The sequence below is a fragment of the Niameybacter massiliensis genome (assembly GCF_001282685.1).
Taxonomy (GTDB): Bacteria; Bacillota; Clostridia; order Lachnospirales; family Cellulosilyticaceae; genus Holtiella; species Holtiella tumoricola.
Genome location: NZ_LN875035.1, coordinates 140,357 through 164,918, shown reverse-complemented (window position 1 = coordinate 164,918; position 24,562 = coordinate 140,357). Strand labels below are relative to the sequence as shown.

Annotated in this window: 31 protein-coding genes; 26 read left to right on the top strand and 5 right to left on the bottom strand. The window is 33.4% G+C overall.

Going from position 1 to position 24,562, the window contains the following annotated elements:
• Positions 1-16: 16 nt before the first annotated feature.
• The gene (locus BN2390_RS06400) at positions 17-397 is read right to left on the bottom strand and encodes a zinc ribbon domain-containing protein (RefSeq protein WP_053983530.1); all 381 of its coding nucleotides are present in this window, start codon (positions 395-397) and stop codon (positions 17-19) included.
• A 157-nt stretch (positions 398-554) separates the two neighbouring features.
• Here BN2390_RS06400 and BN2390_RS06395 point away from each other — a divergent pair, with 157 nt between their 5' ends.
• The 10 genes from BN2390_RS06395 (at position 555) to BN2390_RS06350 (ending at position 8,079) form a co-directional block, all read left to right on the top strand.
• Positions 555-1,394: a hypothetical protein gene (locus tag BN2390_RS06395; RefSeq protein WP_053983529.1), complete on the top strand. Its 840-nt coding sequence runs from the start codon at positions 555-557 to the stop codon at positions 1,392-1,394.
• An 80-nt stretch (positions 1,395-1,474) separates the two neighbouring features.
• Positions 1,475-2,749: a methionine gamma-lyase family protein gene (locus tag BN2390_RS06390; protein ID WP_053983528.1), complete on the top strand. Its 1,275-nt coding sequence runs from the start codon at positions 1,475-1,477 to the stop codon at positions 2,747-2,749.
• 184 nt (positions 2,750-2,933) lie between these two features.
• The gene (locus BN2390_RS06385; protein WP_053983527.1) at positions 2,934-3,494 is read left to right on the top strand and encodes a hypothetical protein; all 561 of its coding nucleotides are present in this window, start codon (positions 2,934-2,936) and stop codon (positions 3,492-3,494) included.
• Between the two features lie 17 nt (positions 3,495-3,511).
• Complete coding sequence (gene aac(6') / locus BN2390_RS06380) at positions 3,512-3,949, top strand: aminoglycoside 6'-N-acetyltransferase (protein ID WP_053983526.1); 438 nt, start codon at positions 3,512-3,514, stop codon at positions 3,947-3,949.
• Between the two features lie 132 nt (positions 3,950-4,081).
• On the top strand, positions 4,082-4,540 hold the full coding sequence (locus BN2390_RS06375; RefSeq protein ID WP_053983525.1) for a GNAT family N-acetyltransferase: 459 nt from the start codon (positions 4,082-4,084) through the stop codon (positions 4,538-4,540).
• 142 nt (positions 4,541-4,682) lie between these two features.
• Complete coding sequence (locus tag BN2390_RS06370) at positions 4,683-5,360, top strand: Crp/Fnr family transcriptional regulator (RefSeq protein ID WP_053983524.1); 678 nt, start codon at positions 4,683-4,685, stop codon at positions 5,358-5,360.
• Positions 5,361-5,375: 15 nt separating this feature from the next.
• Positions 5,376-5,705: a hypothetical protein gene (locus BN2390_RS06365; RefSeq protein WP_053983523.1), complete on the top strand. Its 330-nt coding sequence runs from the start codon at positions 5,376-5,378 to the stop codon at positions 5,703-5,705.
• Between the two features lie 141 nt (positions 5,706-5,846).
• Entirely contained in the window at positions 5,847-6,140 is a 294-nt protein-coding gene (locus BN2390_RS06360; RefSeq protein ID WP_053983522.1) for a hypothetical protein, read from the top strand.
• 37 nt (positions 6,141-6,177) lie between these two features.
• On the top strand, positions 6,178-6,528 hold the full coding sequence (locus BN2390_RS06355) for an SHOCT domain-containing protein (RefSeq protein WP_053983521.1): 351 nt from the start codon (positions 6,178-6,180) through the stop codon (positions 6,526-6,528).
• A gap of 189 nt (positions 6,529-6,717) precedes the next feature.
• Positions 6,718-8,079, top strand: coding sequence for a hemolysin family protein (locus BN2390_RS06350; RefSeq protein ID WP_242847649.1), 1,362 nt, complete (start codon positions 6,718-6,720; stop codon positions 8,077-8,079).
• Positions 8,080-8,148: 69 nt separating this feature from the next.
• On the opposite strand, the gene BN2390_RS06345 is transcribed toward BN2390_RS06350, so the two are convergent.
• Positions 8,149-8,937, bottom strand: a complete 789-nt coding sequence (locus tag BN2390_RS06345) for a C39 family peptidase (protein ID WP_053983519.1) — start codon at positions 8,935-8,937, stop codon at positions 8,149-8,151.
• Positions 8,938-9,114: 177 nt separating this feature from the next.
• On the opposite strand from BN2390_RS06345, the gene BN2390_RS06340 reads away from it, so the two are divergent.
• The 12 genes from BN2390_RS06340 (at position 9,115) to BN2390_RS21630 (ending at position 18,787) form a co-directional block, all read left to right on the top strand.
• Positions 9,115-9,495, top strand: a complete 381-nt coding sequence (locus BN2390_RS06340) for a VOC family protein (RefSeq protein WP_053983518.1) — start codon at positions 9,115-9,117, stop codon at positions 9,493-9,495.
• A 227-nt stretch (positions 9,496-9,722) separates the two neighbouring features.
• A complete protein-coding gene (locus tag BN2390_RS06335) occupies positions 9,723-11,414 on the top strand; it encodes an ABC transporter ATP-binding protein (RefSeq protein ID WP_053983517.1) in 1,692 nt (563 codons plus the stop codon).
• A 139-nt stretch (positions 11,415-11,553) separates the two neighbouring features.
• Positions 11,554-12,084, top strand: a complete 531-nt coding sequence (locus BN2390_RS06330) for a GNAT family N-acetyltransferase (RefSeq protein ID WP_082238640.1) — start codon at positions 11,554-11,556, stop codon at positions 12,082-12,084.
• Positions 12,085-12,109: 25 nt separating this feature from the next.
• A complete protein-coding gene (locus tag BN2390_RS06325) occupies positions 12,110-12,976 on the top strand; it encodes an AAA family ATPase (protein WP_053983516.1) in 867 nt (288 codons plus the stop codon).
• Positions 12,966-13,739, top strand: coding sequence for an alpha/beta hydrolase (locus BN2390_RS06320; RefSeq protein ID WP_053983515.1), 774 nt, complete (start codon positions 12,966-12,968; stop codon positions 13,737-13,739). Before BN2390_RS06325 ends, BN2390_RS06320 begins: the two co-directional genes overlap by 11 nt.
• Complete coding sequence (locus BN2390_RS06315) at positions 13,714-14,595, top strand: aminoglycoside 6-adenylyltransferase (protein ID WP_053983514.1); 882 nt, start codon at positions 13,714-13,716, stop codon at positions 14,593-14,595. The genes BN2390_RS06320 and BN2390_RS06315 overlap by 26 nt, the downstream gene beginning before the upstream one ends.
• Before the next feature lie 828 nt (positions 14,596-15,423).
• Entirely contained in the window at positions 15,424-16,032 is a 609-nt protein-coding gene (locus BN2390_RS06310; RefSeq protein ID WP_053983513.1) for a YdcF family protein, read from the top strand.
• 126 nt (positions 16,033-16,158) lie between these two features.
• Entirely contained in the window at positions 16,159-16,725 is a 567-nt protein-coding gene (locus BN2390_RS06305; RefSeq protein ID WP_053983512.1) for an HD domain-containing protein, read from the top strand.
• 34 nt (positions 16,726-16,759) lie between these two features.
• The gene (locus tag BN2390_RS06300) at positions 16,760-17,224 is read left to right on the top strand and encodes a hypothetical protein (protein WP_053983511.1); all 465 of its coding nucleotides are present in this window, start codon (positions 16,760-16,762) and stop codon (positions 17,222-17,224) included.
• Between the two features lie 299 nt (positions 17,225-17,523).
• Entirely contained in the window at positions 17,524-17,703 is a 180-nt protein-coding gene (locus BN2390_RS06295) for a hypothetical protein (protein ID WP_053983510.1), read from the top strand.
• Between the two features lie 207 nt (positions 17,704-17,910).
• Positions 17,911-18,096 (top strand): hypothetical protein, encoded by a 186-nt coding sequence (locus tag BN2390_RS06290; protein ID WP_053983509.1) that lies wholly within the window; start codon positions 17,911-17,913, stop codon positions 18,094-18,096.
• Between the two features lie 493 nt (positions 18,097-18,589).
• Positions 18,590-18,787, top strand: a complete 198-nt coding sequence (locus tag BN2390_RS21630; RefSeq protein WP_154668787.1) for a hypothetical protein — start codon at positions 18,590-18,592, stop codon at positions 18,785-18,787.
• Between the two features lie 95 nt (positions 18,788-18,882).
• Here the strand turns inward: BN2390_RS21630 and BN2390_RS21625 are convergent, their stop codons facing one another.
• Entirely contained in the window at positions 18,883-19,053 is a 171-nt protein-coding gene (locus tag BN2390_RS21625) for a hypothetical protein (protein ID WP_154668786.1), read from the bottom strand.
• Positions 19,054-19,456: 403 nt separating this feature from the next.
• Here BN2390_RS21625 and BN2390_RS06280 point away from each other — a divergent pair, with 403 nt between their 5' ends.
• The 4 genes from BN2390_RS06280 (at position 19,457) to BN2390_RS06260 (ending at position 22,595) form a co-directional block, all read left to right on the top strand.
• Positions 19,457-20,068 carry a hypothetical protein gene (locus BN2390_RS06280; protein ID WP_053983507.1) on the top strand — a complete coding sequence of 204 codons (612 nt, stop codon included), beginning with the start codon at positions 19,457-19,459 and terminating at the stop codon, positions 20,066-20,068.
• Positions 20,069-20,197: 129 nt separating this feature from the next.
• Complete coding sequence (locus tag BN2390_RS06275; protein ID WP_053983506.1) at positions 20,198-20,572, top strand: DUF2500 domain-containing protein; 375 nt, start codon at positions 20,198-20,200, stop codon at positions 20,570-20,572.
• Positions 20,573-20,875: 303 nt separating this feature from the next.
• The gene (locus BN2390_RS06270; RefSeq protein WP_082238636.1) at positions 20,876-21,823 is read left to right on the top strand and encodes a helix-turn-helix domain-containing protein; all 948 of its coding nucleotides are present in this window, start codon (positions 20,876-20,878) and stop codon (positions 21,821-21,823) included.
• A 496-nt stretch (positions 21,824-22,319) separates the two neighbouring features.
• The gene (locus BN2390_RS06260; RefSeq protein WP_053983503.1) at positions 22,320-22,595 is read left to right on the top strand and encodes a hypothetical protein; all 276 of its coding nucleotides are present in this window, start codon (positions 22,320-22,322) and stop codon (positions 22,593-22,595) included.
• A gap of 400 nt (positions 22,596-22,995) precedes the next feature.
• Here BN2390_RS06260 and lexA read toward each other — a convergent pair whose 3' ends face one another.
• Positions 22,996-23,604, bottom strand: a complete 609-nt coding sequence (lexA, locus tag BN2390_RS06255; RefSeq protein WP_053983502.1) for a transcriptional repressor LexA — start codon at positions 23,602-23,604, stop codon at positions 22,996-22,998.
• An 86-nt stretch (positions 23,605-23,690) separates the two neighbouring features.
• Positions 23,691-24,551: an EamA family transporter gene (locus tag BN2390_RS06250; RefSeq protein WP_053983501.1), complete on the bottom strand. Its 861-nt coding sequence runs from the start codon at positions 24,549-24,551 to the stop codon at positions 23,691-23,693.
• Positions 24,552-24,562: the final 11 nt, after the last annotated feature.

Below are 24,562 nucleotides of genomic sequence, written 5' to 3'. Positions count from 1 at the left end.
CATTGATGTGTTCCTCTTATCTTATGAGGAGAAGTAGACCAGTTAGTACAATACCTATACACATTAAGATAAATTGTGCAATTGCATAGTTTTTTAATGTCCTATTTGTAGAAGATGAAGTTAAAATCCAAATTAAAACAATAATATTAATAATAGGAATACCAAGCGCAATTGAAATACCAATCCAAGCACCTATAGAGACATCATCATTGTAATGCTCATATTGGAGTGAGTGGCCAAGAGGAGACATATTATTTGTATTATAGCCTGTAAATTCAGTGGAATTGATCTTTACCTCTTCTCCTGGAAGGACATTTTTTAAGTCTTCTAGACACTGCAAGCAATAGATAGCATCTTCGTCATTTTGATAGCCACATTTAGGGCATACTTTTATCATAAACCATTCTCCTAACTATACAAAACTGAAATTTCTATTAATATGAATATTGTATCAAACATTTCAATCAAAAGATATCATTAAATGATTAGCCACTTGCTAAAAAGTCTTGTATAATGGAGTGAATAACATGGGTAAAAAATTTTAGGAGTAAGACATGAATTTATATGATCAATTATTACAGCTACAAGTGATAGAACATGCCTTTAGTGAATGGCAAACTTATCGTTCACAAATAACTAAGTTTATTATAGAGCATACCAAGCCAGGACAAAGCCTGGCTATTTGTGGTGCAGGAAGATGCAACGATTTGGATTTAGTTTTACTTAAAGAGCATTTTCAGCATATTACATTGCTAGATAAGGATGAAAACAGTATGCTAGAGGCCAAAAAACAATATGGTTTAGAAACTGAATCTTATGTAGATACTTTAAAAATAGATTTTGTTGGTATATCCGATACCACGTACCGACAGTATGCAGATACATTGATTGCAGAAGCAAAAAAGTATGGAAAAGCTACCAATGTCCATCATCTAGCAGAAGTTGTTCTTAAACTTTTGCTTCAATTAGAACCACAGTTAGCAAATCTAAGTAGTCCATTAGAAACTGGGCAATATGATGTGGTTGTTGCCGTAGGTGTCCATAGTCAACTTTTAAATATGCTGGAATGGATTTGGGGGATTATACTTGAAACCCTTGAGCTAGATGAACCTCTGGTTCGTAAAAAAATTGGTGAGATGAACACATTGGCTGTTGAAAAGCTCAATGACTTGCTTTTTGCAATGACAAAATCATGCTTAATTATAGGTATTGAACAAAAGCGTGTAGATCGGGTAGGCAGTATACAAGGTGCCATGCAATGTATGCAAGATATTCAGCATTATCAAGAAGCAGGTGTATTAGAACTGGTACAAGATATAGTCTTAGAATGGCCATTTGACCTAAGTACTCAGAAGGTATATGAAATGGGCATTCAGATCTTGAAAAAAGTCTAAATCCTAGTATATCCTTGCATATATTGTCGAAATGGTTATAATTAAAAGTATTGCAGATAACACGAGACAAAGGAGTCATTATGAATACATTATATGAACTTTTTAAAATTGATCAGGATGTGCAAACATTTTGTGAAGCCACAAAAAGTGAGATTGCACCTGTTTTAGAAGGTATTGATGCACGTATGCATCAAAATGGAGCAAAAGTTTTAGCAGCAATGCAAAAAAATAGATTAAGTGATGTACACTTTGCAGCAACAACAGGTTATGGGTATAACGATTTAGGCCGTGAAGTTGTAGAAAGTATTTATGCAGATATCTTTAAAACAGAGTCTGGACTTGTAAGACCACAACTTATGTCAGGCACACATGCTTTAACGGTTGCTTTATTTGGTAACTTACGTCCAGGAGATGAGCTGTTATCACCTGTGGGCAAACCTTATGATACGCTTGAAGGCGTTATTGGCATTCGTGAAACAAATGGAAGTCTTGCTGAATATGGCATTACATACAAACAAGTAGACTTAAAAGAAGATTTCTCTTTTGATTATGATGCTATTCGTGAAGCCATTACACCAAAAACTAAGATGGTAACCATCCAACGTTCAAAAGGTTATAGCTATCGTCCAACTTTCTCTGTTGAGCAAATTGGAGAGCTTATTGCCTTTATTAAAGGGATTCGTGAAGACATTATTTGTATGGTTGATAACTGTTATGGTGAATTTGTAGATACTATCGAACCAACAGAAGTAGGTGCAGACCTTTGTGTAGGTTCCCTAATCAAAAATCCAGGCGGTGGGCTTGCACCAATCGGTGGCTACATTGTAGGGAAAGAGCAATACGTTGAAAATGCTGCAATGCGTCTTACAGCACCTGGACTTGGTAAGGAAGTTGGGGCTACACTTGGCCTTAATCAACCTGTACTCCAAGGTCTTTTTATGGCACCACAAGTGGTATCAAGTGCTTTAAAAGGTGCTGTTTTTGCAGCGGCACTTTATGAAAAATTAGGTTTTGAAGTGATGCCAACTTCAACTGAAAGACGTAATGATATTATTCAAGCGATTAACATGCGTACACCAGAAAATGTTATTACTTTCTGTCAAGGAATCCAAAAGGGTGCGCCAGTAGATAGCTACGTTGTACCAGAACCATGGGATATGCCAGGATATGATGCCCCTGTTATTATGGCTGCAGGTGCTTTCGTTCAAGGTGCATCTATTGAACTGAGTGCAGATGCACCGATTAAGCCACCTTATACAGTATTCTTCCAAGGAGGCCTTACAGATTATCATGCTTATTTAGGGATTATGATGTCTGTACAAGCTATGAAAGATAAAGGGCTTATTACACTTTAATGAGATCACCCGATTTAGTCTAAATTGCTAAATCGGGTGATTTTTGTTAATATTCTATTAAATAGAGTTTCAAAATACATTAAATACGTTAAACTAGAAGAACATGCTAAAAAATGAGAATAGGGACAAGGGTAAAGCTACTATAATAAGGGTGAAATGGAGTTTAAGCTGTGGAGAGATGTTCATGAGATATCAAGGTTGTAAAACATTCGTAGGAATAGTGATGTTAGCAATAGGATTAAGCGGTTGTAAATCACAGGTTATACAAGAGGTGGATAGACAACCTAAAGGGGAACAAAACGTAATGGAAGTAGCAGAACCTATAGAGGAAATAGCTATAACTGATAAAGTAGAAGCATCCCATCAAGTACGTATAGCTGACTATTTAGAAGAAAAGTGCAAACAAGTTTTTGCTAATTATTATGAGTTATTAACCTTTGATATCATTAACTATGTAGAGCATGAAGACAATGGGCAGACAGAAGCTAACTTTTGGTATCAAATACTCTACAAAAATTATGACAAAGATCCCGATACAGTAGGCTATATAAAAGAAGCAAAAGCTAGAGGTGACAAGTACTATCAACAACTCTATGATGAGTACTTAGCAACAAAAGAAATGAACTTTGAGTTCAAAGCTGTCATAGATCAAGCGGGTAATATTATATTATATACAGATATTGATCCTACAGAGCAGGAAGAATGGGAGCAAGTTGAAATACGAAATTTTATCTTAAGTGATTGAGAAAGGATATACAAAAGATGATTAAAAAAGCGACGATGAACGAGAGCTACACCGTAGCTGTATTGGCACAATGCTTATGGCCACATCATAGTGTAGAAGATCTACAAGAAGAAATGGGTACCTACATAAGTTCTCCTACAGCAAGTCTATTTCTCTATTTTGAAGAAGATGTAGCTGTTGGCTTTGCTCAGTGTCAATTACGACACGACTATGTTGAAGGGACAAGTACAAGCCCTGTGGGTTATTTAGAAGGTCTATTTATTAAAGAAGAAGCAAGAAGAAAAGGCTATGCTAAAGCACTTTTAGCAAGTTGTGAGAAATGGGCTGCAGAAAAAGGATGTAGTGAATTTGCAAGTGACTGTGAACTAGAAAATGAGGAAAGTCTTAAATTTCATGTAAAACTAGGGTTTATTGAAGCAAATAGAATTATTTGTTTTAATAAAAATCTTTCTTAGATGTCCTATAAAATACATACCTGCTTGTCCTTTAGCCGAATAGGATGATGAGACTTATGGCGACGCTTTTAATTTTTCACAGTTAAAGAGAAAGATTGTTTAAAGAAAAATGAGATATAGAGGTAAAGTACTATGATACGTATGATAGAAGATCCCGTACAAAAAGAGCAAATAACAAGACAAGTATTAGCCGATTTAACCGAGTGGTTTGGGTTACCAGAAAGTATAGAAGAATATGTACAGTATAGCAAAGAGCTACCCTTTTGGGCTGATATTGAAGACCAGGATATGAAAGGATTTATTGTACTAAAAGAAACAAGTCCACATACTGTAGAACTCTATGTTATGGGAATATTAAAAGCCTTTCATAGACAACAAATAGGTAAGAATTTATTTGATGTGTGCTATAACTATGCTAAGCAACAAGGCTATTCCTATATGCAGGTTAAAACGGTTAAAGAGGGCTGTTATGATGTATATGACCAAACAGCTCATTTTTATAAGCATATTGGCTTTAAGGAATTTGAATGTTTTCCAACTCTTTGGGATGAATGGAATCCTTGTCAAGTTTATGTTTTAGCTATTCATTAATCATTAATTTTTTTAATGATAGTATTAAAAATTATTATTTTTCTTTTACCATCCCTTACGCTATACTTAACATCATTAAGAGATACATTTAGATGTATTCAAAATACATATGTTAAAAATATAACGAAGGAGTAGTAGAAATATGATGATTGAAACATCTTATAAAGAAGCATTATGTAATGCAGGAATGAGAGAAGTTTTACCAAAAGGGGTAAGCCTTTCAAAAATTGATGATAACAGAGATTATATTTACTACCTCCAAGAAGGTTTGTGTGCATTAGTACGTAAGAGTAAGACAGGAGAAGAGATTATTTATAACTATCTTCAAGAGGACTCATTATTAGGCGTTATTTGCTATGGATTAGGTGAAGACAGATATTCTAAGAATGAGGAAACTTACTTTGTGACGAAAACAACGTGCGTGGTTTATAAGATTCCTCATAAAGTGATTAATGAACTTGTTGACCAAGACCCCAAAGTAGGATTTATGATTGCAAGAGCAATGTCTAAACACTATTCAGATGTGCTTTACCATTTTCAAAGTGCAAACCATGAACATACGAATATCAGAGTATGTAAAATGCTCCTCCAATTAGCAAAGCTAGAACAAGGTGAATATGTATTAGACAAATACTTTAGATATAATGAAATAGCAAAATACTTAGGGGTTCATATGGTGACCATTGCACGTATTATGCAAGAACTTAAAAGCCAAAATATTATACAGAAAAAAGGGCAACAAATTGTCTATAAAGATAAGAACAAACTCAAAGAAATGATTGATCATTATAGTGAATACGGACATCAAGTCTATGCCTAAGAGGAGTATATAATCATGAACAATATATTTAACTATGAGATGCAAGTAACAGAACAAGATCGTATCAATGATTGCTCACCATTTACGGTTGTTTACGATAAAAAACTTAGTGAATCACAACCCTTACAACATTTAAAATGTAATATGCTAGAGATTAGAGGAAGTGTAGCTGAGTTTTGCTTAGATCAAGAAGCTGTTTATGTGGTTTTAGAAGGTGAAGTAGAAGTTGAGCAAGAAGGTGGATTAGTAGAGATGGAACAAGGGAGTATCCTAACGGTGCCTCAAGATCAAAATCTTACACTTATTTCACGATCTTATGCTAAGCTTATAAAAATTTCACAATAAAAAAGAGTCCTATAAATCATAGGGACTCTTTTTTTATATCTATCTATAGTAATGTAGTAAAAGTAAGAATATTGAAAATAAAATTAAACTACTGTATACTATTTGTAAGAAGGTTAAATGAATAAATAGATGGGGGAAAAAATGAAAAAAATAAAAGTGAAAAAAATTAGTCTAAAATATTTATTTTTAGGCATTATAGCACTGAGCTTTTTACCATTACTTATATTAAGTGTGCTTATGCTAGTTGTATCACCTATGGATTCAAGTATGTTGCTATATTGTATGACGGTGATGATCTTAGGGCCTATATTATATGGAGGGATAGCTGTACTCTTTGGCTTAGGATACAATTGGTTATCACCTAAGATTGGTCAATTCGAAATTCAAGTTGAGCTGGTAGAGGATGAAACAACAAAGGAAAATGAGAACATATAAAGCATAAGCAAACACACTTATATAGAGGAGGCTAAATATGAAAAAACGGGTTAACATTAAACCGAGTAAAGAACAATCCATCATGGGCTTTATCGTCGGCTTAGTATTTTGTGGCATAGGTGTATTTATTGCTATTCCAACCTTCGGTGCCTTTGGTATCTTTTGGACAATTATTGCAGGGGTGATTACTGCTACAAATGCTATGAATGCATTTTCAGAAAAAGGTATTGCAACCCATAGTATTGAAATTGAAGAAACACATGAAGTGGAACAAAACGATCAAAGCATTGAAAAAAGACTTGAACAACTCAAGCACCTTTATCAACACAATCTTATTACAACCGAAGAATATGAAGAAAAGAAAAGTGAAATTCTCCAAGATCTGTAAAGGTGATCAGTATATTACTGTATGACCTTTACAGGTCTTTATTTATAGAAGCGTTTCACACTTTAAAGCGTTAATTTAAAGAGCTTATGCAATAAAGCGTGCTAAAACCCAACTACTGTTATTATGTAGATACTTTTTACAATACAAAAATCTTATAGAATTTAGCGTCATTTAATAGCTCTTTTTAATATGATAGGGTATGACCACTATTTGAATAAGAAAGAAGGCATACACAAAATGCTATCTAGTTCATCTAATATCATACTCCCATTAGTTATCATCTTTGTTTTAACAGGAAGTAATGCTTTTTTTGCCTCAGCGGAAATGGCGATTGTTACAGCAGACAAAGGAAAAATGAAACAACTCAGTGAACAAGGCAATATAAAAGCAAAGTTACTTGAAAAGTTAATCCATGAACCCAGTAACTTTTTATCAACCATTCAAGTGGGTGTTACGCTCGCAAGTTTCTTTTCAAGTGCTTCTGCAGCAACAGGGATCGCTGGACACCTTTCAAAATTTTTAGCCACCTATCATATCCCTTATAGGCAAGAACTATCTATGATTGGTATCACGCTCATCTTATCTTATATCACCTTAGTCTTTGGTGAATTGGTGCCAAAAAGGATTGCGCTAAAAAAAGCTGATGATATTGCTCTAGTCTCAGCGGTTTTACTTTACATTGTGTCTATTATTGCAAAACCTTTTAATAAGATACTCTCAGGTTCCACTCATATTATTTTAAGGATACTAGGTATGAATCCTGAAGATACGGTAAAGAAAATTTCGCAAGAAGAAATTAGAACGCTCATATATCAGTCCAGCCAAGCAGGATGTATTGAGGATGATGCACATCAAATGATTAATAGTATTTTTGAATTTAATAATAAAACAGCCAAGGAACTCATGACACCTATAAAAGAGACCTTTATGATCAATAGTGATGAAAAGATACAAGTAATCTTAGAGCAAGTCGTTCAGCAAAATTATTCTAGAGTACCTGTCTATAAAGGAAGTATAGATCATATTATAGGCATTCTGAATATAAAGGATATCATTGCTGAAGCCAAAACAATAGGTTTTGATAATCTTGAACTGACAAAGCTCCTACACGATGCCTATTGTGTACCTGAAACGAAAAAGGCAAATGAACTCTTCAAAAGTTTAAATGCAAAGAAAAAACATATGGCTATTTTGATTAATGAATATGGAAGGATTTCTGGTATTGTCACAATGGAGGATTTAATTGAAGAGATTATGGGTGAAATCCAAGATGAGTATGATATAGAAGAGGTGAAGATTCAACAAATAGATGAGCATCTCTTTAAAGTAAAAGGCTCTATTACCATCAAACAACTTAATCAAATATTGGGGCTTCAACTTCCTATAGGTGCCTACGATACATTGAGTGGTTATTTAATCTCTCAGTTGGGTGAGCTTCCTAACGAGACACATCAAGAACTCAAACTAAATGAAATAAGCTATCAGATTTTACAAATTAAAGATAATAGAATTAATGACGTACAGATTCAAATTAATCTTCCTGAACAATAAAAGGCTATTTAAAAAGACTATCTATCCTCTACATCGAAGGATCGGTAGCCTTTTTAAGTAAGATGACACTTATATGTAAAATGTCCAAAGATTTTTAGTTTCTTTCATAAATACATCTATGTCCCAAGTCATTTCACTTCGTACTTTACTGTCAGAATCATTGACAATAATTTTGTTGTCCTCAGTAATACCTGTAAGGAGTATGAAGTGACCACTTGCAGTAAAGGTTCCTGGTCCCATAGAGGCAATAATGGGTTGCCCCTCCCTTAGAAGCGATAGGATCTTAGATTCACTAAGAGGAACCTCTTTGCTATTTAGACCAAATGCCTGAGCACCTTCTGACATCAATGTCCAACTGGTGCCTACATTATTGACATAGTAACCATTTTGAACACTAAAATCTGCTACCATTTTAGGATTTACATCCGTATTTCCTGTAAGGCCTACAATAGCCATTGCTAAAGTAGTGGGTCCACATCCATTGATCGCCATATAGTTATCACCATATTGATCATATCCCCATCTTTCATCCCACTGTATAAAGAGAGGAAAGGTGCCTTTTGTATAATTTTTTAGTGTTAGATCCTTCTTTGGTAAATCTTTCTTTTCTAAATAATTATAAACAAATGTTCTTGTTTCCGGTTTTGTTAATGCCAGTTCGACTAGCGCACTAGGATATAGAGTCTCATTGGCTAATATATGATCCATCTTAATATCCTTTTTTACATTTTGAGCAACTACAGGTTGCCTTGCTAATTGATTTTGTATAAAACCAAAGGATATAAGGGTTATAATACCTGTAGTCAATAATGTTCTAAGTACTTTCTTCTTTAATTTTCTCTTTTTACGTCTCTTCATTTTCATCCCTCATCGCTGTTTGTCATGTCATCAAGTCCATCTTAGTATAAGCTTATTTTAGAAAATAAATCTTACAGAAGGGTGAATTTATTTCTTGCGATTTTGTAAGATTCATTTGTAAAAATATCCATTTGGGATATAATAGTTAGGATAAGACATCTAAAGAGGAGGCAACTTATGATTAATAAAATCGGTAAAATAACAATATATGTAGAAAATCAAGCAGAAGCAAAGAAATTTTGGTGTGAAAAACTAGGTTTTGTAGTCACTTTTGTACAACCAATGGGACCTCATATGACTTGGTTAGAAGTAGCACCTAAAGAAGGTTGCGAGACAACTTTTGTACTTTATGAAAAAGGGTTAATGTTAGCTCAAAATAAAGAAGCCAATGTACTTCATCCAAATGTCATTTTAAGTACCCAAAATATTGAAAAAAGCTATGAAGAGATGAAAGCAAAGGGTGTAGAAGTAGGCGATTTAATGAAGATGCCTTATGGAAGTATGTTTAGCTTTAAAGACCAAGACAATAATTCATACTTATTAAGAGAAGATCAATAATAAAAATACCCTTGATTTGGTTCAAGGGTATTTCTTTATGTTTAAAAGTATTTTATAATTTGATTATAGTTTATATAAAGGGGTGAGCTCTTTTGAGACATCAACGAGATAACAACTCAGTACAGTGTATGTAATCTGTTAGCAGATTGTACTGAGATGAAAATGAAATGTGCTAGCAGTCATAACTGTACAAATTCCGATTAACTCAAAACTAAAGGAGTACAGATATGATGTATTTAAAAGAAATTGTTAAGAAAAATAAAGTATGGATAGGAATCTATATTGTAGTAGGTATTGTATTAGCCTTTTTGACTAATTTAAGTGCCAATTACTATCAGCAACTGATTGACCATTTTACAGCAGGTACTTTGACATTTAGGTTCATTATCATGTATGGGAGTGTTTTGCTCCTCATTTGTATAGGAAACTACCTTGATGAATATCCTGGTAGAAAATTAGAAAATGGTATCTATTTAGATTTAAAGGTACAGGCCTTAAAAAAGGTGAGTTGTATTGATTATCAAACTTATCAATCACTAGGAACAGGGGAGCTTTTACAAAAAATTGAAAGTGGTTCTGGTGCAGGTAAGCGAATCTTATTTGATTTTTATTTTGAAATGGCAAGGAAGCTACTACCTTCTATAGGTTTTAGTATGTTATTTATTTGGAGATTAAACACCTCTATTGCTTATGCTGTATTGGCAGGTTATATTCTTGTATTTGGGATTACTAATATACTGCTGCGTTCTTTATATCACTTAAAAGAAAAAATATTGAATAATGAAGAGCAAATGACCCATTTCCTAACACGTGGTTTTATGGAAATGGTAACCTTTAGACTACATAGAAAGTTTAAAGCTGAAATCGCTCATGCAAATCATGCAAAGACACAAATTGTGGATTCAAAAATTAAAATGAGTTTAATTCATGAAGCATTTTTTACGTTATTTGCATTATTGGTTACCTTAATCAAAATAGGGATTATTCTTTATGCTTGGTTCACCAAAAGCCTTACCATTGGAGCAGTTATTGCCCTTATTACTTTGGTTGACCATGCCTATACCCCTATAGCCATTTTTAATGTACTGTTTGTACAATATAAATTGGACCAATCGGCTTTTAAAAGATATACACATTTTCTAGATGCAAAAGAAGATAAACAATTACAGATAGGTGAGCCCCTACAAAGCTTACAAGGAGCATTCAATATTTGCCAGATAGATTTTGCATACAGTAAGCAAATGATTTTTAAGAACTTATCGCTTGCCATTCAAGCAGGGGAAAAAATAGCCTTTGTCGGGGGAAGTGGCTCTGGTAAATCCACCTTAGTGAAGTTATTGATTGGCTTACTCAAGCCTACTTGTGGTGAAATTCAAATAGATGGTCAAGCATTAGGCAAGATATGCTTGGAGGACTATTATAAGCAGATCCTTTATATCCCACAGGAAAGTCCTATATTTGATGGGACACTCAGAGAAAATCTAATCTTTGATAAGCAAATTGCTGATAAGGAGATTGTAGCTGTCTTAAAGCATGTATGCCTTGAAGAGTGGTTTACTAAGTTAAGCCATGGGTTAGAAACGAAATTAGGTGAAAGGGGAATCACTCTATCTGGTGGCGAAAGGCAGCGCTTAGCACTGGCACGTATTTGGTTTCAAGACTCAAAGGTTATTATTTTAGATGAAGCAACTTCAGCAATGGATAATCTAACAGAAGAACATGTTATGAAGGCAGTACTTGAAGTGGCGGCACCTTGTACCGTGATAACAATCGCACATCGCTTAAATGCCATTAAAGACTTTGATCGTATTTTAGCCTTTCATATGGGTACTGTAGTAGGTGAAGGGCACTTTAATGAGCTCTTAGCAGATAATGATTATTTTAAAGAACTCTATCATGTAGGGAGTTTAGAGGAATAGATAGAAAGGGAGCCAATTTGACTCAGGTGAGTCTATAATTGGCTCTTTACTTATAAGTTTATTAATAGTGAACATAATTTTTACCGGGGCATTGATTATACAGTATATTAAAAGAGAGCACAAGGTAAGGAGAGGTGAAATGGAACCGATGATTTTAGAAAGAGTATATATCCGTCGATTTCGAAAAGAGGATTGGAAAGACCTTTATGACTATTTATCAGATCCAGAGGTTGTAAAGTTTGAACCATATGATATCTTCTTTGAAGAAGAAGCAAAAGAAGAGGCGTCAAAAAGAGCTCAGCATAAGAGTTTTTATGCTGTATGTTTAAAAGAAAACGATAAGTTAATAGGTAATCTCTATTTAGACCAAAGTGAGTTGGATACGTGGGAGCTTGGATATGTTTTTAATCGAAAGTATCAAGGACAAGGGTATGCCATAGAAAGTACCCGTGCCCTGGTTGATTATGCTTTTACAGAACTTGGCGCCAGAAGAATCATTGCTATGTGCAATCCGGATAACCATGCTTCATGGAAGCTTTTAGAAAAGTTACATATGAGACGAGAGGGACACTTGAAACAAAACATCTATTTTAAGCAAGATGCCATGGGTAACCCTCTATGGCTTGATACGTATCTCTATGGCATTTTAAAATCTGAATGGAAAAACTAAATTTAGAACAGATAAAGGTGACAAAATGATTTATTTAGAAAGCTTTAAATTTCCAAATGATGACAAAGAATTTGATTTTATTATATTAATTAAAAGAAAGTGCTATGATACCTTCTATCCCTTTAAAATCTTATCTAAGCATCATTTTGAACAGATAGATTTTGAACCTATAACCATTCTTTATGGTGGTAATGGCTCAGGTAAATCAACGGCATTAAACGTTATCGCTGAAAAGCTACGCATTTCACGAGAATCTTTATACAATCGATCTAATTTCTATCAAGACTATTTAGACTTGTGTGATTTAGAAATTGCCCAAGAGATTCCTAGTAGAAGTAAGATTATCACAAGCGATGATGTTTTTGACTATATGCTTAATATTCGTACCCTTAATGAAGGCATTGATGAGAAACGAGAGGACTTATTCAAAGAGTATTTAGATTTTAAGCATGCGAACTTTAAGTTTCGTTCTCTAGAAGATTATGATGAACTCAAAAAAGTCAATGAATCCCGTAGCAAGACCCAATCTAAATATGTGCGCACTAATCTTATGAATAACATTCGTGAGTATTCCAATGGTGAAAGTGCTTATAAATATTTTTTAGAAAAGATTGAAGAAGGTGGGCTTTATATTCTAGATGAACCCGAAAACAGTCTATCTCCTCAAAGACAACTTGAGTTAGTAAAGTTTATTGAAGAATCTGCTAGATATTTTGATTGTCAGTTTATTATCTCAACCCACTCACCTTTTCTATTAGCTATACAAGGGGCAAAAATCTATGATTTAGATGCAGACCCTGTAACCATAAAAAAATGGACAGAACTTGAAAATGTTCAAACCTATTATCAGTTTTTTAAAAGACATCAAGGAGCATTTGAAGATGATGATTGATCCTATTAACTTAAAAAAGTCAGATACTGTTGTTGTATTTGTTCATGGTATTATTGAAGGTCCCAACCAATTTGAAGATTTTATAGAAAAAGCAAAGGATAAAGTAGATACCGTTAATCTTTTGTTGCCTGGGCATGGTGCAACAGGTAAGGACTTTGCTAAAAGTAGCTTAAAAGAATGGAAACAGCATGTATTTAAGACTGTAGAAGGCTTAGAAGAAAACTATAAACATATTATTTTAGTAGGGCATTCTATGGGGACGTTGTTAGCGATAGAATGTGCGATGCACTATCCTCAATCCATTAAAGCACTTTTTTTACTGGCTATCCCCTTATGTATCAGACTAAAGTATCAGGGCATGATCAATAGTTTAAAAGTGGCACTCGACTTGGTTAAAGCTGAAGATACACTAGCTGTGGCAGCTAAAAAGGCATGTAGCATAGAGCGTCAACCGTTACTTTATTATGTTACATGGTTGCCAAGATATGTGGAGCTCTTTCGTATAGCTTATACAACAAGACAGTTAGTGAGTCAGTTAAAGTTGCCTATTTTTATCTTCCAATCTGAGCAGGATGAATTTGTAAGTATGAGGTCGTTAAAGTATTTTAAGGGCATGAAAAATGTTCAAATAGCTACACTCAAGGAGTCTGGACATTTTTATTATGTAGAAGAAGAGCGAACAGATATCTTAAAGCATTTTCAGGCTTTATTAGATAAAGAGAGGGAGGAAAATAAATATGAGAACAGAACAAGAAATGTTTGATTTGATTATAGGGATTGCAAAACAAGATCCACGTATTCATGCCGTCTATATGAATGGTTCTAGGACTAATTCCAATGTTCCCAAAGATATTTTTCAAGACTATGATATTGTCTATGTGGTCTCAGAAACAAAACCATTTTATGAGGATGAAACTTGGATTGACCATTTTGGTGAAAGACTCTATATGCAAATGCCAGAAAAAAGTGATGTGCTTCGTGGAGAGGATTGTAACTTAGAAGATACATATGGTTGGCTTATTCAATTTGCAGATGGCAACCGATTAGATTTACATGTCTCCCGAGTAGCGTATGCTAAAAAAGATCTCTTAGCAGATACACTCTGTATGATTCTATTAGATAAACAGTCTGTCTTACCTATGATACCTCCGTCAACAGATGAAAATTATCATGTACAAAGACCAACACTTTATGAATTTCTAGGGGTGTGTAATGAGTTTTGGTGGTGCCTAAATAATGTGACCAAAGGGCTTTGGCGTGAAGAAATCCCCTATGTTATGGATATGGTGAATGCATGTATTAGACCTCAGCTCGTGAGTGTCCTTTCTTGGAAGATAGGGCTTGATACAGACTTTTCATGTAGTGTTGGGAAATCTGCAAAATATATGAATCGTTATCTTGATCAAGAAACCTATAATCGCTTTTTAGCAACGTATGCTCCTGCAGATTTAGAACAGATGTGGCAAGCCACCTTTATCATGTGCAAACTTTTTGATGAAGTTGCAAAGGAAGTGGCTGATAGACTTGGCTATCGTTATAATCAAGCCGAAGCAGATGCCAGTTATAAGCATTTAGAACATGTTCACCAATTACCCAAAGATGCAACTCACATTTACTAGATTATATATGCAAAACAAGCCAACCTAAATCTACCTTCCCCCTGATGAAACAGAGGTAGAACTTAGGCTGGCTTGTTTTGTTGTGGCAAAGGATAAATAGCATTGTTTAATAAACCGAATCACATGGGTCTACATTAAAAGGATATCCCTTCATAAGGTTCCTTAGGTGAAAGCGCTATCAATATAGTTATCACCACCAGTTGTTAGGTTGGTCGATCCGATTAAGATAAAGTAATGTGTATCAGAAGGTTAAACAGGCTATTTGAAGTAAAAGCGATAATACCCCACTCTATGAAGTTGCCACCACTTTATAGAGGAGGACCTAAAAATAAGTTCATCCACTCTTAGTAGGGGGAAGACTAAAAGTTTCAAAAGCTATTCTTAGTGGTACAGTTAAAGGATTTATCTAGAATAACCTTTTAGGCTGTACTTTTATATTGGGCGTCGAATGAAGCTTATAGCATAGTTATACCGAAAGTGAAAACAAATGTATAGAGTGAAATTTTCACAAAATTAAAATGATCAAAAACAAGATAAATAAATTGTTTTCAAAGCTTTTTCTTTAGAAATCAGAAATGCAAATATCTATAAATTCGTTGCAAACTATACCGTTTAGCTAAAAGGAAAATTGCTTATTGGGCAAGTTAAACAAATAACACGCTAAAGGGATAGGTGATACATTTGGTTAGTTTTTCTTAATCTATCTTTTCGGTAAAGAAAAACTAATTCAAAAATGTGATTATTTGAAAAAATATAAACTTTAGTTTAAAATAATAGTGCTATAAGTTACCATGAGTAGACTTGCATCCATAGAATGAGGTGAGAAGTATGAAAACAATCGATGATATTACAAACTATATTTTTTTAGAGCATCCATTAGAAAAGGCTGACATTATTTTCATTCCAGGAGGTTCCTATGCTGAGTTAGGTGAGCAAGCTGCTAGACTTTGGTGTAATGGATATGCACCATTCATTTTACCTTCTGGGAAATACAGTCCTTCTCGTGGCTACTTTCCGGGCCCACTATCTAAAGCCAATGAATATAATAAAAGCTATACAACCGAATGGGCATTCTTCCAGGATGTTTTACTTCAAAACGGTGTAAGTGAGACAGCTATTCTAAGAGAAGACTTGGCAGAATATACCTATCAGAATGCCTTTAAATCTAAAGAAGTGACGGATGCCTTAGGATTACAAATCAACAAAGCCATATTATGTTGCAAAAGCTTCCATGCCAGACGTTGTTATACTTATTATCAATGGGCTTATCCCCATACAACCTTTATCATTTGTCCTGTAGACATCCAAGGTATTAGTAAAGACACATGGTTTCAGACCGAAGTCGGTATAGATAAAGTATTAGGAGAATTAGCAAGATGTGGTTCTCAGTTTAAAACATGCATTATGCAGTCGATATGCAATGAAAATAAAGGTTAAGGTTTATGTTTTAATTATTGAAAGATTATAAATAATAATTGAAGTAATAGTTTACAACAATAAAATATTATACTAATATAGAACATATGTTTGATTTTAAAATTGTATGAACTTGAGGAGTATAGTATGAGAACGGATATTATTGATACATTACAAAAAGAGATAAAGACAAGATGTACAAGCCCCAATAACTTCTTTGGTAGCGATAGTTATGGTCATGTTCAAGCTGTTGTAAAAAATGCCAAGCTATTGGCAGATGCCTATGGGGCAGATCTTGAGATCGTCATCATCAGTGCATGGCTACATGATATTGCTTCCGTCACAAGTTATGACTTGTATAAAGACCACCATATTCATGGCGCACGTATTGCCAAAGAACTTTTAGAACCCATGCATTACCCTGCAGAAAGCATTGAACGTGTTCAAAAGTGTATACTGAACCATCGTGGAAGTGAACTCAAAAGTAAAAGTACTATAGAAGAAATTTGTGTTGCAGACGCAGATGCTATTTCGCATTTTGATAATCTTCCTTCATTATTGTATTTTGTATATACAAAGAAAAAACTTTCTTATGAAGACGGTGTTGTCTTTGTACGTAACAAACTAGAACGTAGTTATCATAAACTTTCAGTACAAAGCAAAATAATTTACCAAGAAAAGTATACTCAAGTAATGAGTCTTTTAAATGAATAATATATTTAAATAACTTTAAAAGGAGAAAATAGATATGGTACATTTAGTATATTGTGATAACACAGGGAAAAAAGGAGAACACGTTCTCGATCAAATTTTAGCAGGTACAAAAACGATGGTCGTACGAGGTGCTGCTGGAAGAAAGATTCCCCATAGCAGAGTATTTGAAGGAGAACATCTCTATTTTATGGAGAAAGGCACAACAACCATCTCTACAATGGCAACCGTAAAAAGTGTTCAAAATTATGTGAAGCTTACAGAGGATGAGATTACAAAAATACTTGAAGAGCATCAAACTAAGCTTAATTTATCAGACAAGCAAAAAGTACGTTGGCATAAAAAATGCCTCTGCTTAGTTGAATTTGAGCAGGTACAAAAAATAGAACCACTAGAATTTGAACATCAAGGGAATATGGATGACTGGCTAATTATTGAGAAAATAGAAGATGTGCTTGTAGGGATAAGTATCCCTTACAATTATGAGAAGTCAAAGTTTTAGCTTTAAAAAATAACATTCATTACAATATTTTAACTTAGAAAGACGCTGAATGATTAAAAGTATGCATTCAGCTTTTTTAAGAGTGTTATCTGTAATGATTAAAGTATTAATATAAATGATAAATAATAGAGATTTTTAAGAATACATAGAGTTATAAGCTTGTACAGGCTAAACTAATAATGATATAATAAAATGGTAAAGAATACCGTGCAATGGGTGGCATGGGGGTTGTAGGTATATCCTCCTATGAGGCTATGATATAGAGTCTATCTATGTCGAAAGCGGAGGGGGTGTTATGAATGGACTATGTACTACTAATGATAATTATAGTAATAGGTATTATTATCTATCCTAGACGAAATACCTTTTTCGATAAAATTAAGCTTAAGGCAAGCTTGAAAGGCTTTGAGTTTGAAATAAGTGCAAAAGAAAAGAGTGTTCCACCCTGTAAAAGAGAACACTCTAATCGCAATAAATAACTTGTGATTCTATTTATAGCCCCGAAAATAAAACCTCCAGGGAGCATCAGTGTTAGCCGCACTGGTGCTTTCTTTAATTGTATTATAACACAATCTATTAAAATTCAAACAATAAATTACTAAATTATAATTAAAACGTTAAAAAAGTAGCTTAGATTCAAATATCAGGAAATACAGATAGAATAATCACTTAGGAGGAAGCATTAGATGGAAAACTTAAGTATGATCTTAATATACATAGGGGCTACATTGGCTATAGGTGCCACAATTATTAGGGCATATCCGAGATTAGATATTACAAAAATGTCAATATGGAACTTTATATTACCAACTATAGGAGCCGTGTGTATTTTATTAGGATTTTTAATTGAAGTATTTACAAAGTATAGCTAGAATAGATGGAGAGTCTATTAAGAGGATAATACTTACGATCTGAATAGATATTATGAGTAAATTTTTCTTAATAAATAGCTTAAAAATATGTTAGATATAGCGTATATTATCCAATAAATGATATAATAGACATAAGATTAATTTTAATACTGACTGGAAAGTAATCGACTCTTCTTGAGTCGATTTTTTATATTAGTACTTTAACTAATTGCACAGGCAAAGAGTAAATACAATAGGATTAACAGGGAATTAGCAAATAGAATTGCATGAAATTCATGCACGATAATTGAAAATTCTGTAATGGAAGGGAAGTAAAATGACAAGGAAAATACGATCTATAGTGATTGCATTACTTTTACTAATTGTAATACTATTCTTAGGATCACGATACAGTTGGAAGCTTTGTGGATTTCGTTATTGTATCGACCCGTCTACAGTATATGTTGAAAGTGTTATACCCGGAAAGGGATGTTATGAAATAAAAGGAAATGTTATGGATAGTATATCATCTTTTGTAGGCTATACGTATAAAATAGAGGAGCAAAATATTTATATTGGACTTAAGTATAATACCTTTTTAGGATTTTTTAAAAGAGATAGCGTCTTTGATATTAAGATTGACTGTGATACGTCTGGTGAAAAATATAACATATATATAGTAGACTGGAAAAACGAAAAGCTTATTTGGTAATTGAAGCAGCTAAAAGCAAACTGTTATGAAAAGCTAGACTAAGTATTGAAACTCTTAGTATAAACTTACTAAGAGTTTTTTTATTGATATTACACCTACTTTTTCTTATTCTTTAACTTCTCTCTTAACATTTTACCTAACATATAAGATATCACTATCACAACAACTGTCAAACCAATAAAACATATCATAATATTACTATGACCACTTTCACGATATACATATGTTTCTATCACTTCACTTGTTTCATGATTTATACCATTCATTTCTATACGTCCTTATTTTCATTATTCTTTATATAGATTTTTAACGCTTTAATAAATAAGATTAGAGCGTATAGTCCAAGAATAGTGAAGGCTAGTATTATAGCTACGCTGAAAAACTGCATGAAAGTAAAAAATAAATCAAACATTATTAGTCCCCTTTAGATAAACTTTAATCTAATTGTAGCATAAAAATATTGTACTAACATCAAAATACACTTTTAGTATTAAATATGCTAACAAGTAGCTTCATGAAACTTAGAACATACATCTTTTGGAGTCTATAATCATAACTTTGAAATCTATATAGGATATGACTAGACATTACGTTATAACTAGGAAGGTATGTTGTAAATTTCTATAAAATATTATAAGATTAAATAAATAAAGTACATAGAGGGAAAAAATGTTTATTGAAAGTAATAAAACAATGTATTGGATTATTGGTATTTTTGTAGCCCTTATTATAGCTGGTAATGCTCCATATATTATCGCTAATTCATCTATTCATTTACCATACGATAGAAAAGATGGAGAAAAAGTACATAAAAATACCTATCAATCTTGGAATGAAATAATAGAAAGTGTAGTAGAAGAAGGAGGAGAACTTTATCTAGGGGAAGCTTTTCAATCAGAACAAGCTATTCTTAGTCAATTCTCTAGAGATGTATATGATAGTATTGGTTTGCCAATGTATGACAATTATATTAGACAAGTCAATGGTAGATATGTATTAGAAAAAGATATCTATTATCCTACAACTTATGATAAAGGATTTGAAATTTCAAAAGTTTATATATCAATACCTTTAGATTCAATATTTGATAATGAAAGATATCTAGTAGTCGAAGAAGTATATAAGGGAGAAGATGAGCATTTAAAAAATTTCAAAAGAAAAAACTACTATAAAGAAGATCAAGAGGGTATTTGGATTTATGATAGCCAAGAAGGAGTAAGTACATATCATGAAGAAAATGTAGCATGGGAATACCTACACGCTAGGGGAATAATAGAATGAAGATTGGATTTATAAGTAAATATAATTTCTAAACTGTAAAATACATTATAAGAGAATGAAAATATAGATTTTTGATTAATAACCAGATATACTGATAATAAAGTACTTATTTTGTAGGAGGTTTAATCAATGCTATTTTCACCATTTGATGATTTCATGTTTAACGCTGTTCCTATATTTATCTTTGTAATTTTTATATTAGTATTTGGATTAATTATTGTCGGACTAGTAGGCTCAGCTAAGGAATGGAAAAAGAATAATGATTCTCCAGTACTTACAGTAGATGCTACAGTTATAGCTAAACGCACTAATGTGAGTCACCATCATCATGAAAATATGCATAGTTCATCATCAACTACGTATTATGTGACATTTGAAGTTGCGAGTGGTGACCGCATAGAATTCAGAGTACGAGGGACTGAGTATGGGATACTTGTTGAACAAGATATGGGAAAGCTTACTTTTCAAGGGACGCGTTATATTGAATTTAAGAGAATGCAATAATTATTAAAAATACTACATGAAGCCAGCCTTAGGGTTGGCCTTCTTTTTTGCTCTAAAATGGTATCCATCTCTTAGAATGATTCTACAAAAAAGAAAGAGGATATGCAAAAAAAGGTAAATTTATTGAAAAGGTCGCACCTACAGTATTTCAAAGAGGCATGCTTTTTAAAAAGAGAGTGCAACTTATCAGGAGTTATGCAACTCATAGTTGAACAGGATGAACTTATACGGTTATTGAATGCTATCGATTTTTTTGTATAATCAAAGTATCAACGTTGAGAAAAGATAATTAAAGATATAGAAATGAATAGAGTGAAAGGAAAGAATATGAATATTGGAAAGAACATTAAAAAGCTAAGAGAAGCAAAGCAGATTACACAGGAGCAATTAGGAAAGTTATTAAATGTATCTCATCAGGCTGTAAGTAAATGGGAAAATGGTGTAGCATTGCCTGATATATCACTTTTGCCAGAGATGGGCAGAGTGCTAGAAGTATTAGTAGATGACTTGTTAAAAGATGAGATTGACCCTTATGAGTCCTATGCAGACCGATTATTTTCAATTTACTCAGAATCAAGAAGCATGGAGAATTTCCTAAGGGCTGAAGAAGAATATAGAAAGATAGTTAAAAGTGAAAAATATACTAATAAACAACTTAGTGATTATGGATATTTATATCACTACCATATGCATGATTGTAAGAAAAAAGCTTTTGAAGTATACAAGAAGGTCATTGAATCTGAAAAAGAAAGTAAAAGTGAAGCATATTACGAGGCATTAGGAAGGTATCTTTCATTACAGACACAACTTGGGCAATATAATCAAGCAATGGCATTTTGTAAGCAACTATTTGAAGAAGATAAAGAAAGTGTAGAAATGCATGAGTTAATGCTACAAGTTTATAGTTCAACTGGTAAGTATGAAGAGGGACTAAAGCTTGCAAAAGAAGCAATTCTTAAGTTTCCTAATGAACCTGATATTGTGGGATATGTGGGAGAATTCTATGAATATCTCGAATGTTATGAGGAAGCATTTAAATATTGGGATAAAGCTATTGGGTTATCAGAAAAATATATACATTGGATGTTTAGCAAAGCATCTTGTTACCAAAAGCTAGGTAGAAAGCATGAGGAGTTGAATCAGTGGAAGGAAATTGTAAAATGGTTAGAAGCAAAGGGATTAAAGATTCCAGCAGATAATCATAGACAAAATATAATAAGATTAGAAGAAGAGTTACTAAACATGAAATAAAAGAAAAAATTAAGGAGGAGGGGCATCTAGAAGTAGATGCTCTTTTTTATAAGATTCCAGTACAAGCTAGTAAGTTAGAAGAATTTGTTTCAATGAAAGAGCTCGCAGAATACACAAAGCAGATTGCAATATTTGAGCCCAGCAAACTAGAATTAAAACATGCACTAATGGCAGGCTAAAGAAAAGCTTTATCCCTTCAAGATGTCTATACCAAAGAGCAAGATAAACAAGTTGGAACAGTAGCGAGTAATATGCTTCAAGGGATAGAGCAAAGCATAGAGTTAACTACACTAGGCAACACTTCATATGTTAGTAGGAAATTAGTAAATATTGAAGTCTCGGCAACTAAACAGTTGGGCTTATTTCTTATTGCAAGCGATAGTCATAGTTGGAATTCTGGACAATATGCGACAAATATAGATAAAAGCATTGTAAAAATATAGAAAGTTACATATACTAAGGCTGAGTAAAATAATCTTTTTATGAGGTGATAGTTATGAAAATGTATTTTCAAGGGCATATACAAGTAAATGAAAGTAATTTTTCTATAGAGATGCCATTAGAACAGTTTGAAGAGGAAACAGGAATCATTATAGATAAGGATGAAGAAGTTGATGACTTTACAGATAATGAAATTGCAGATTTTGTTATAAGTCAATTTGAAGAAGATAGATACAACATGGGAATTGAAGCAGATGATACTATTTACTATATTGGATTTGATATTTATCCTGAGGGGCATGAAGATTTAGTATCTAGTCATAGGGATTAAATCTTCCGATATTGGACAAGCTACTCTATCCAGTTATATTAATTGTGCTTAGTATGTGGTATACATTAGTAATTGAAGAGAAGGAAAAACTTATTCAAAATAAAATATAAGTATTATTAGCAGTACTAACAGGGTTTATATTTTTTATGGATAAGTTTTTTTAATCATGCTGAGGCACCTGATCTTAGGAATAGGATGGGGTGCTTTTTTAGTAATATAAATCAAGAATTGAAAATAGAATGAAAGATATAAAATAGTATATATAAGTTGAATTGTTTTGTTTAAAATCTTCTAAGGATGTTAGCTTTTTTAACCTTTTTTTGCATAAAAAAATACACCACTTTCATCTAAAATTTCTAGAATCACGCAGTGTAAATGATATTCCAATGTCTTGTAAATATTACATTTCTCTAAATAACCCAATAACTTTTCCAATAATCTGTACATCTAAGCAGAAGATAGGGTCCATAGTGTCATTTTCAGGTTGTAATCTTACACGATTCTTTTCTTTGAAGAAGCGTTTTACAGTGACTTCATCTCCAAGGAGTGCAACAACAATATCACCATTATTAGCTGATTCTTGTTGGCGTACAATCACGTAGTCTTGGTTCAAGATTCCAGCCTTGATCATACTTTCACCTTTTACGCGAAGCATATACACTTGACCATTACGTGTCATATGATTTGGAAGAGGATAGTACTCTTCAATTTGTTCAGCTGCAAGGATAGGCTCACCTGCAGTTACTGTTCCAAGTACAGGAACAGGTGTCACATGATCTGAGAGCCAGTTTTTAGATTCATCTATCACTTCAATCGCACGTGGCTTTGAAGGGTCTCTTTTAATAAAGCCTTTTGCTTCAAGGCTACTTAAATGACTGTGTACAGTAGAAGTAGACTTAAGACCTACAGCAAGGCAAATCTCTCTTACTGATGGCGGATAGCCGCGTTCCGCACTCACTTTTTTGATACAATCTAGGACGGCTTGTTGTTTAGCGGTTATATCCTTCATAGTATCCCTCTGTTCTAGTTGATTTTTCCTTATTATAACACAGCTTATTTCCAATATCAAACATTCGTTCGCTTTTATACTTAATTTTAAAATAAGAGGGATAGAGTGCCTATCACAATAAGCGTAAGGCCTATGGCAGATTTCTTCGTAAGTTTTTCTTTAAACACAATATAAGAAAAAGCAATGGTTACTAAAAGACTAAGTTTATCAATAGGAACGACTACACTTGCTGGTCCGTCTTGAAGGGCACGGTAATAGCAAAGCCAAGATGCGCCTGTTGCAAAACCAGATAAGACAATAAATAACCAGCTCTTTTGATCAATGGTTTTGATGGTATGTTGCTTGCCTGTAACAAATACAACCACCCATGCCATAATAAGGACAACAATAGTCCGTATAGCTGTTCCTAAATTAGAATCAATACCTTGTATACCCACTTTACCTAAAATGGATGTTAAGCTGGCAAAGACTGCTGCGCCTAAGGCATAAAAAAGCCAAGCCTTTCCTTTCACTTCGTGATCTTGTGCTTCTTTCTTTTGAATCATTAAGTATGTACCTATACCTATAAGCACAAGGGCAATAAAGGTGATGAATGTCATAGGTTCACCTAGAAAAATAAAGGCGAGTACCATGGTTAAAATGGTGCTTGATTTATCAATGGGTGTGACTTTATTCACATCTCCAAGTTGCAGTGCTTTGAAGTAGCACAGCCAAGAGGCTCCCGTTGCAAAGCCTGATAGAATAAGAAAGATAAATGTTGTGGTGTTGATACCACTTAATGTAGTATAAGAACCTGATATAAAGACCATCATCCAAGCAAAAACCAATACGACAATGGTTCTAAGAGCAGTCGCTACATTAGAATCTGTATTTTTGATCCCACATTTAGCTAAGATAGCTGTTAGTCCTGCAAAGAGTGCAGAACCAAAGGCAAAGAGTAACCACATTATAAATCCTC

Excerpts from the sequence above, each read along its gene's own strand:
- BN2390_RS06400 (WP_053983530.1), bottom strand. The coding sequence starts at position 397 with ATGATAAAAGTATGCCCTAAATGTGGCTATCAAAATGACGAAGATGCT.
- BN2390_RS06395 (WP_053983529.1), top strand. The coding sequence starts at position 555 with ATGAATTTATATGATCAATTATTACAGCTACAAGTGATAGAACATGCC.
- BN2390_RS06390 (WP_053983528.1), top strand. The coding sequence starts at position 1,475 with ATGAATACATTATATGAACTTTTTAAAATTGATCAGGATGTGCAAACA.
- BN2390_RS06385 (WP_053983527.1), top strand. The coding sequence starts at position 2,934 with ATGAGATATCAAGGTTGTAAAACATTCGTAGGAATAGTGATGTTAGCA.
- BN2390_RS06375 (WP_053983525.1), top strand. The coding sequence starts at position 4,082 with ATGATACGTATGATAGAAGATCCCGTACAAAAAGAGCAAATAACAAGA.
- BN2390_RS06370 (WP_053983524.1), top strand. The coding sequence starts at position 4,683 with ATGATGATTGAAACATCTTATAAAGAAGCATTATGTAATGCAGGAATG.
- BN2390_RS06365 (WP_053983523.1), top strand. The coding sequence starts at position 5,376 with ATGAACAATATATTTAACTATGAGATGCAAGTAACAGAACAAGATCGT.
- BN2390_RS06360 (WP_053983522.1), top strand. The coding sequence starts at position 5,847 with ATGAAAAAAATAAAAGTGAAAAAAATTAGTCTAAAATATTTATTTTTA.
- BN2390_RS06355 (WP_053983521.1), top strand. The coding sequence starts at position 6,178 with ATGAAAAAACGGGTTAACATTAAACCGAGTAAAGAACAATCCATCATG.
- BN2390_RS06350 (WP_242847649.1), top strand. The coding sequence starts at position 6,718 with ATGATAGGGTATGACCACTATTTGAATAAGAAAGAAGGCATACACAAA.
- BN2390_RS06345 (WP_053983519.1), bottom strand. The coding sequence starts at position 8,937 with ATGAAGAGACGTAAAAAGAGAAAATTAAAGAAGAAAGTACTTAGAACA.
- BN2390_RS06340 (WP_053983518.1), top strand. The coding sequence starts at position 9,115 with ATGATTAATAAAATCGGTAAAATAACAATATATGTAGAAAATCAAGCA.
- BN2390_RS06335 (WP_053983517.1), top strand. The coding sequence starts at position 9,723 with ATGATGTATTTAAAAGAAATTGTTAAGAAAAATAAAGTATGGATAGGA.
- BN2390_RS06330 (WP_082238640.1), top strand. The coding sequence starts at position 11,554 with ATGGAACCGATGATTTTAGAAAGAGTATATATCCGTCGATTTCGAAAA.
- BN2390_RS06325 (WP_053983516.1), top strand. The coding sequence starts at position 12,110 with ATGATTTATTTAGAAAGCTTTAAATTTCCAAATGATGACAAAGAATTT.
- BN2390_RS06320 (WP_053983515.1), top strand. The coding sequence starts at position 12,966 with ATGATGATTGATCCTATTAACTTAAAAAAGTCAGATACTGTTGTTGTA.
- BN2390_RS06315 (WP_053983514.1), top strand. The coding sequence starts at position 13,714 with ATGAGAACAGAACAAGAAATGTTTGATTTGATTATAGGGATTGCAAAA.
- BN2390_RS06310 (WP_053983513.1), top strand. The coding sequence starts at position 15,424 with ATGAAAACAATCGATGATATTACAAACTATATTTTTTTAGAGCATCCA.
- BN2390_RS06305 (WP_053983512.1), top strand. The coding sequence starts at position 16,159 with ATGAGAACGGATATTATTGATACATTACAAAAAGAGATAAAGACAAGA.
- BN2390_RS06300 (WP_053983511.1), top strand. The coding sequence starts at position 16,760 with ATGGTACATTTAGTATATTGTGATAACACAGGGAAAAAAGGAGAACAC.
- BN2390_RS06295 (WP_053983510.1), top strand. The coding sequence starts at position 17,524 with ATGGACTATGTACTACTAATGATAATTATAGTAATAGGTATTATTATC.
- BN2390_RS06290 (WP_053983509.1), top strand. The coding sequence starts at position 17,911 with ATGGAAAACTTAAGTATGATCTTAATATACATAGGGGCTACATTGGCT.
- BN2390_RS21630 (WP_154668787.1), top strand. The coding sequence starts at position 18,590 with ATGGATAGTATATCATCTTTTGTAGGCTATACGTATAAAATAGAGGAG.
- BN2390_RS21625 (WP_154668786.1), bottom strand. The coding sequence starts at position 19,053 with ATGAATGGTATAAATCATGAAACAAGTGAAGTGATAGAAACATATGTA.
- BN2390_RS06280 (WP_053983507.1), top strand. The coding sequence starts at position 19,457 with ATGTTTATTGAAAGTAATAAAACAATGTATTGGATTATTGGTATTTTT.
- BN2390_RS06275 (WP_053983506.1), top strand. The coding sequence starts at position 20,198 with ATGCTATTTTCACCATTTGATGATTTCATGTTTAACGCTGTTCCTATA.
- BN2390_RS06270 (WP_082238636.1), top strand. The coding sequence starts at position 20,876 with ATGAATAGAGTGAAAGGAAAGAATATGAATATTGGAAAGAACATTAAA.
- BN2390_RS06260 (WP_053983503.1), top strand. The coding sequence starts at position 22,320 with ATGAAAATGTATTTTCAAGGGCATATACAAGTAAATGAAAGTAATTTT.
- lexA (WP_053983502.1), bottom strand. The coding sequence starts at position 23,604 with ATGAAGGATATAACCGCTAAACAACAAGCCGTCCTAGATTGTATCAAA.
- BN2390_RS06250 (WP_053983501.1), bottom strand. The coding sequence starts at position 24,551 with ATGTGGTTACTCTTTGCCTTTGGTTCTGCACTCTTTGCAGGACTAACA.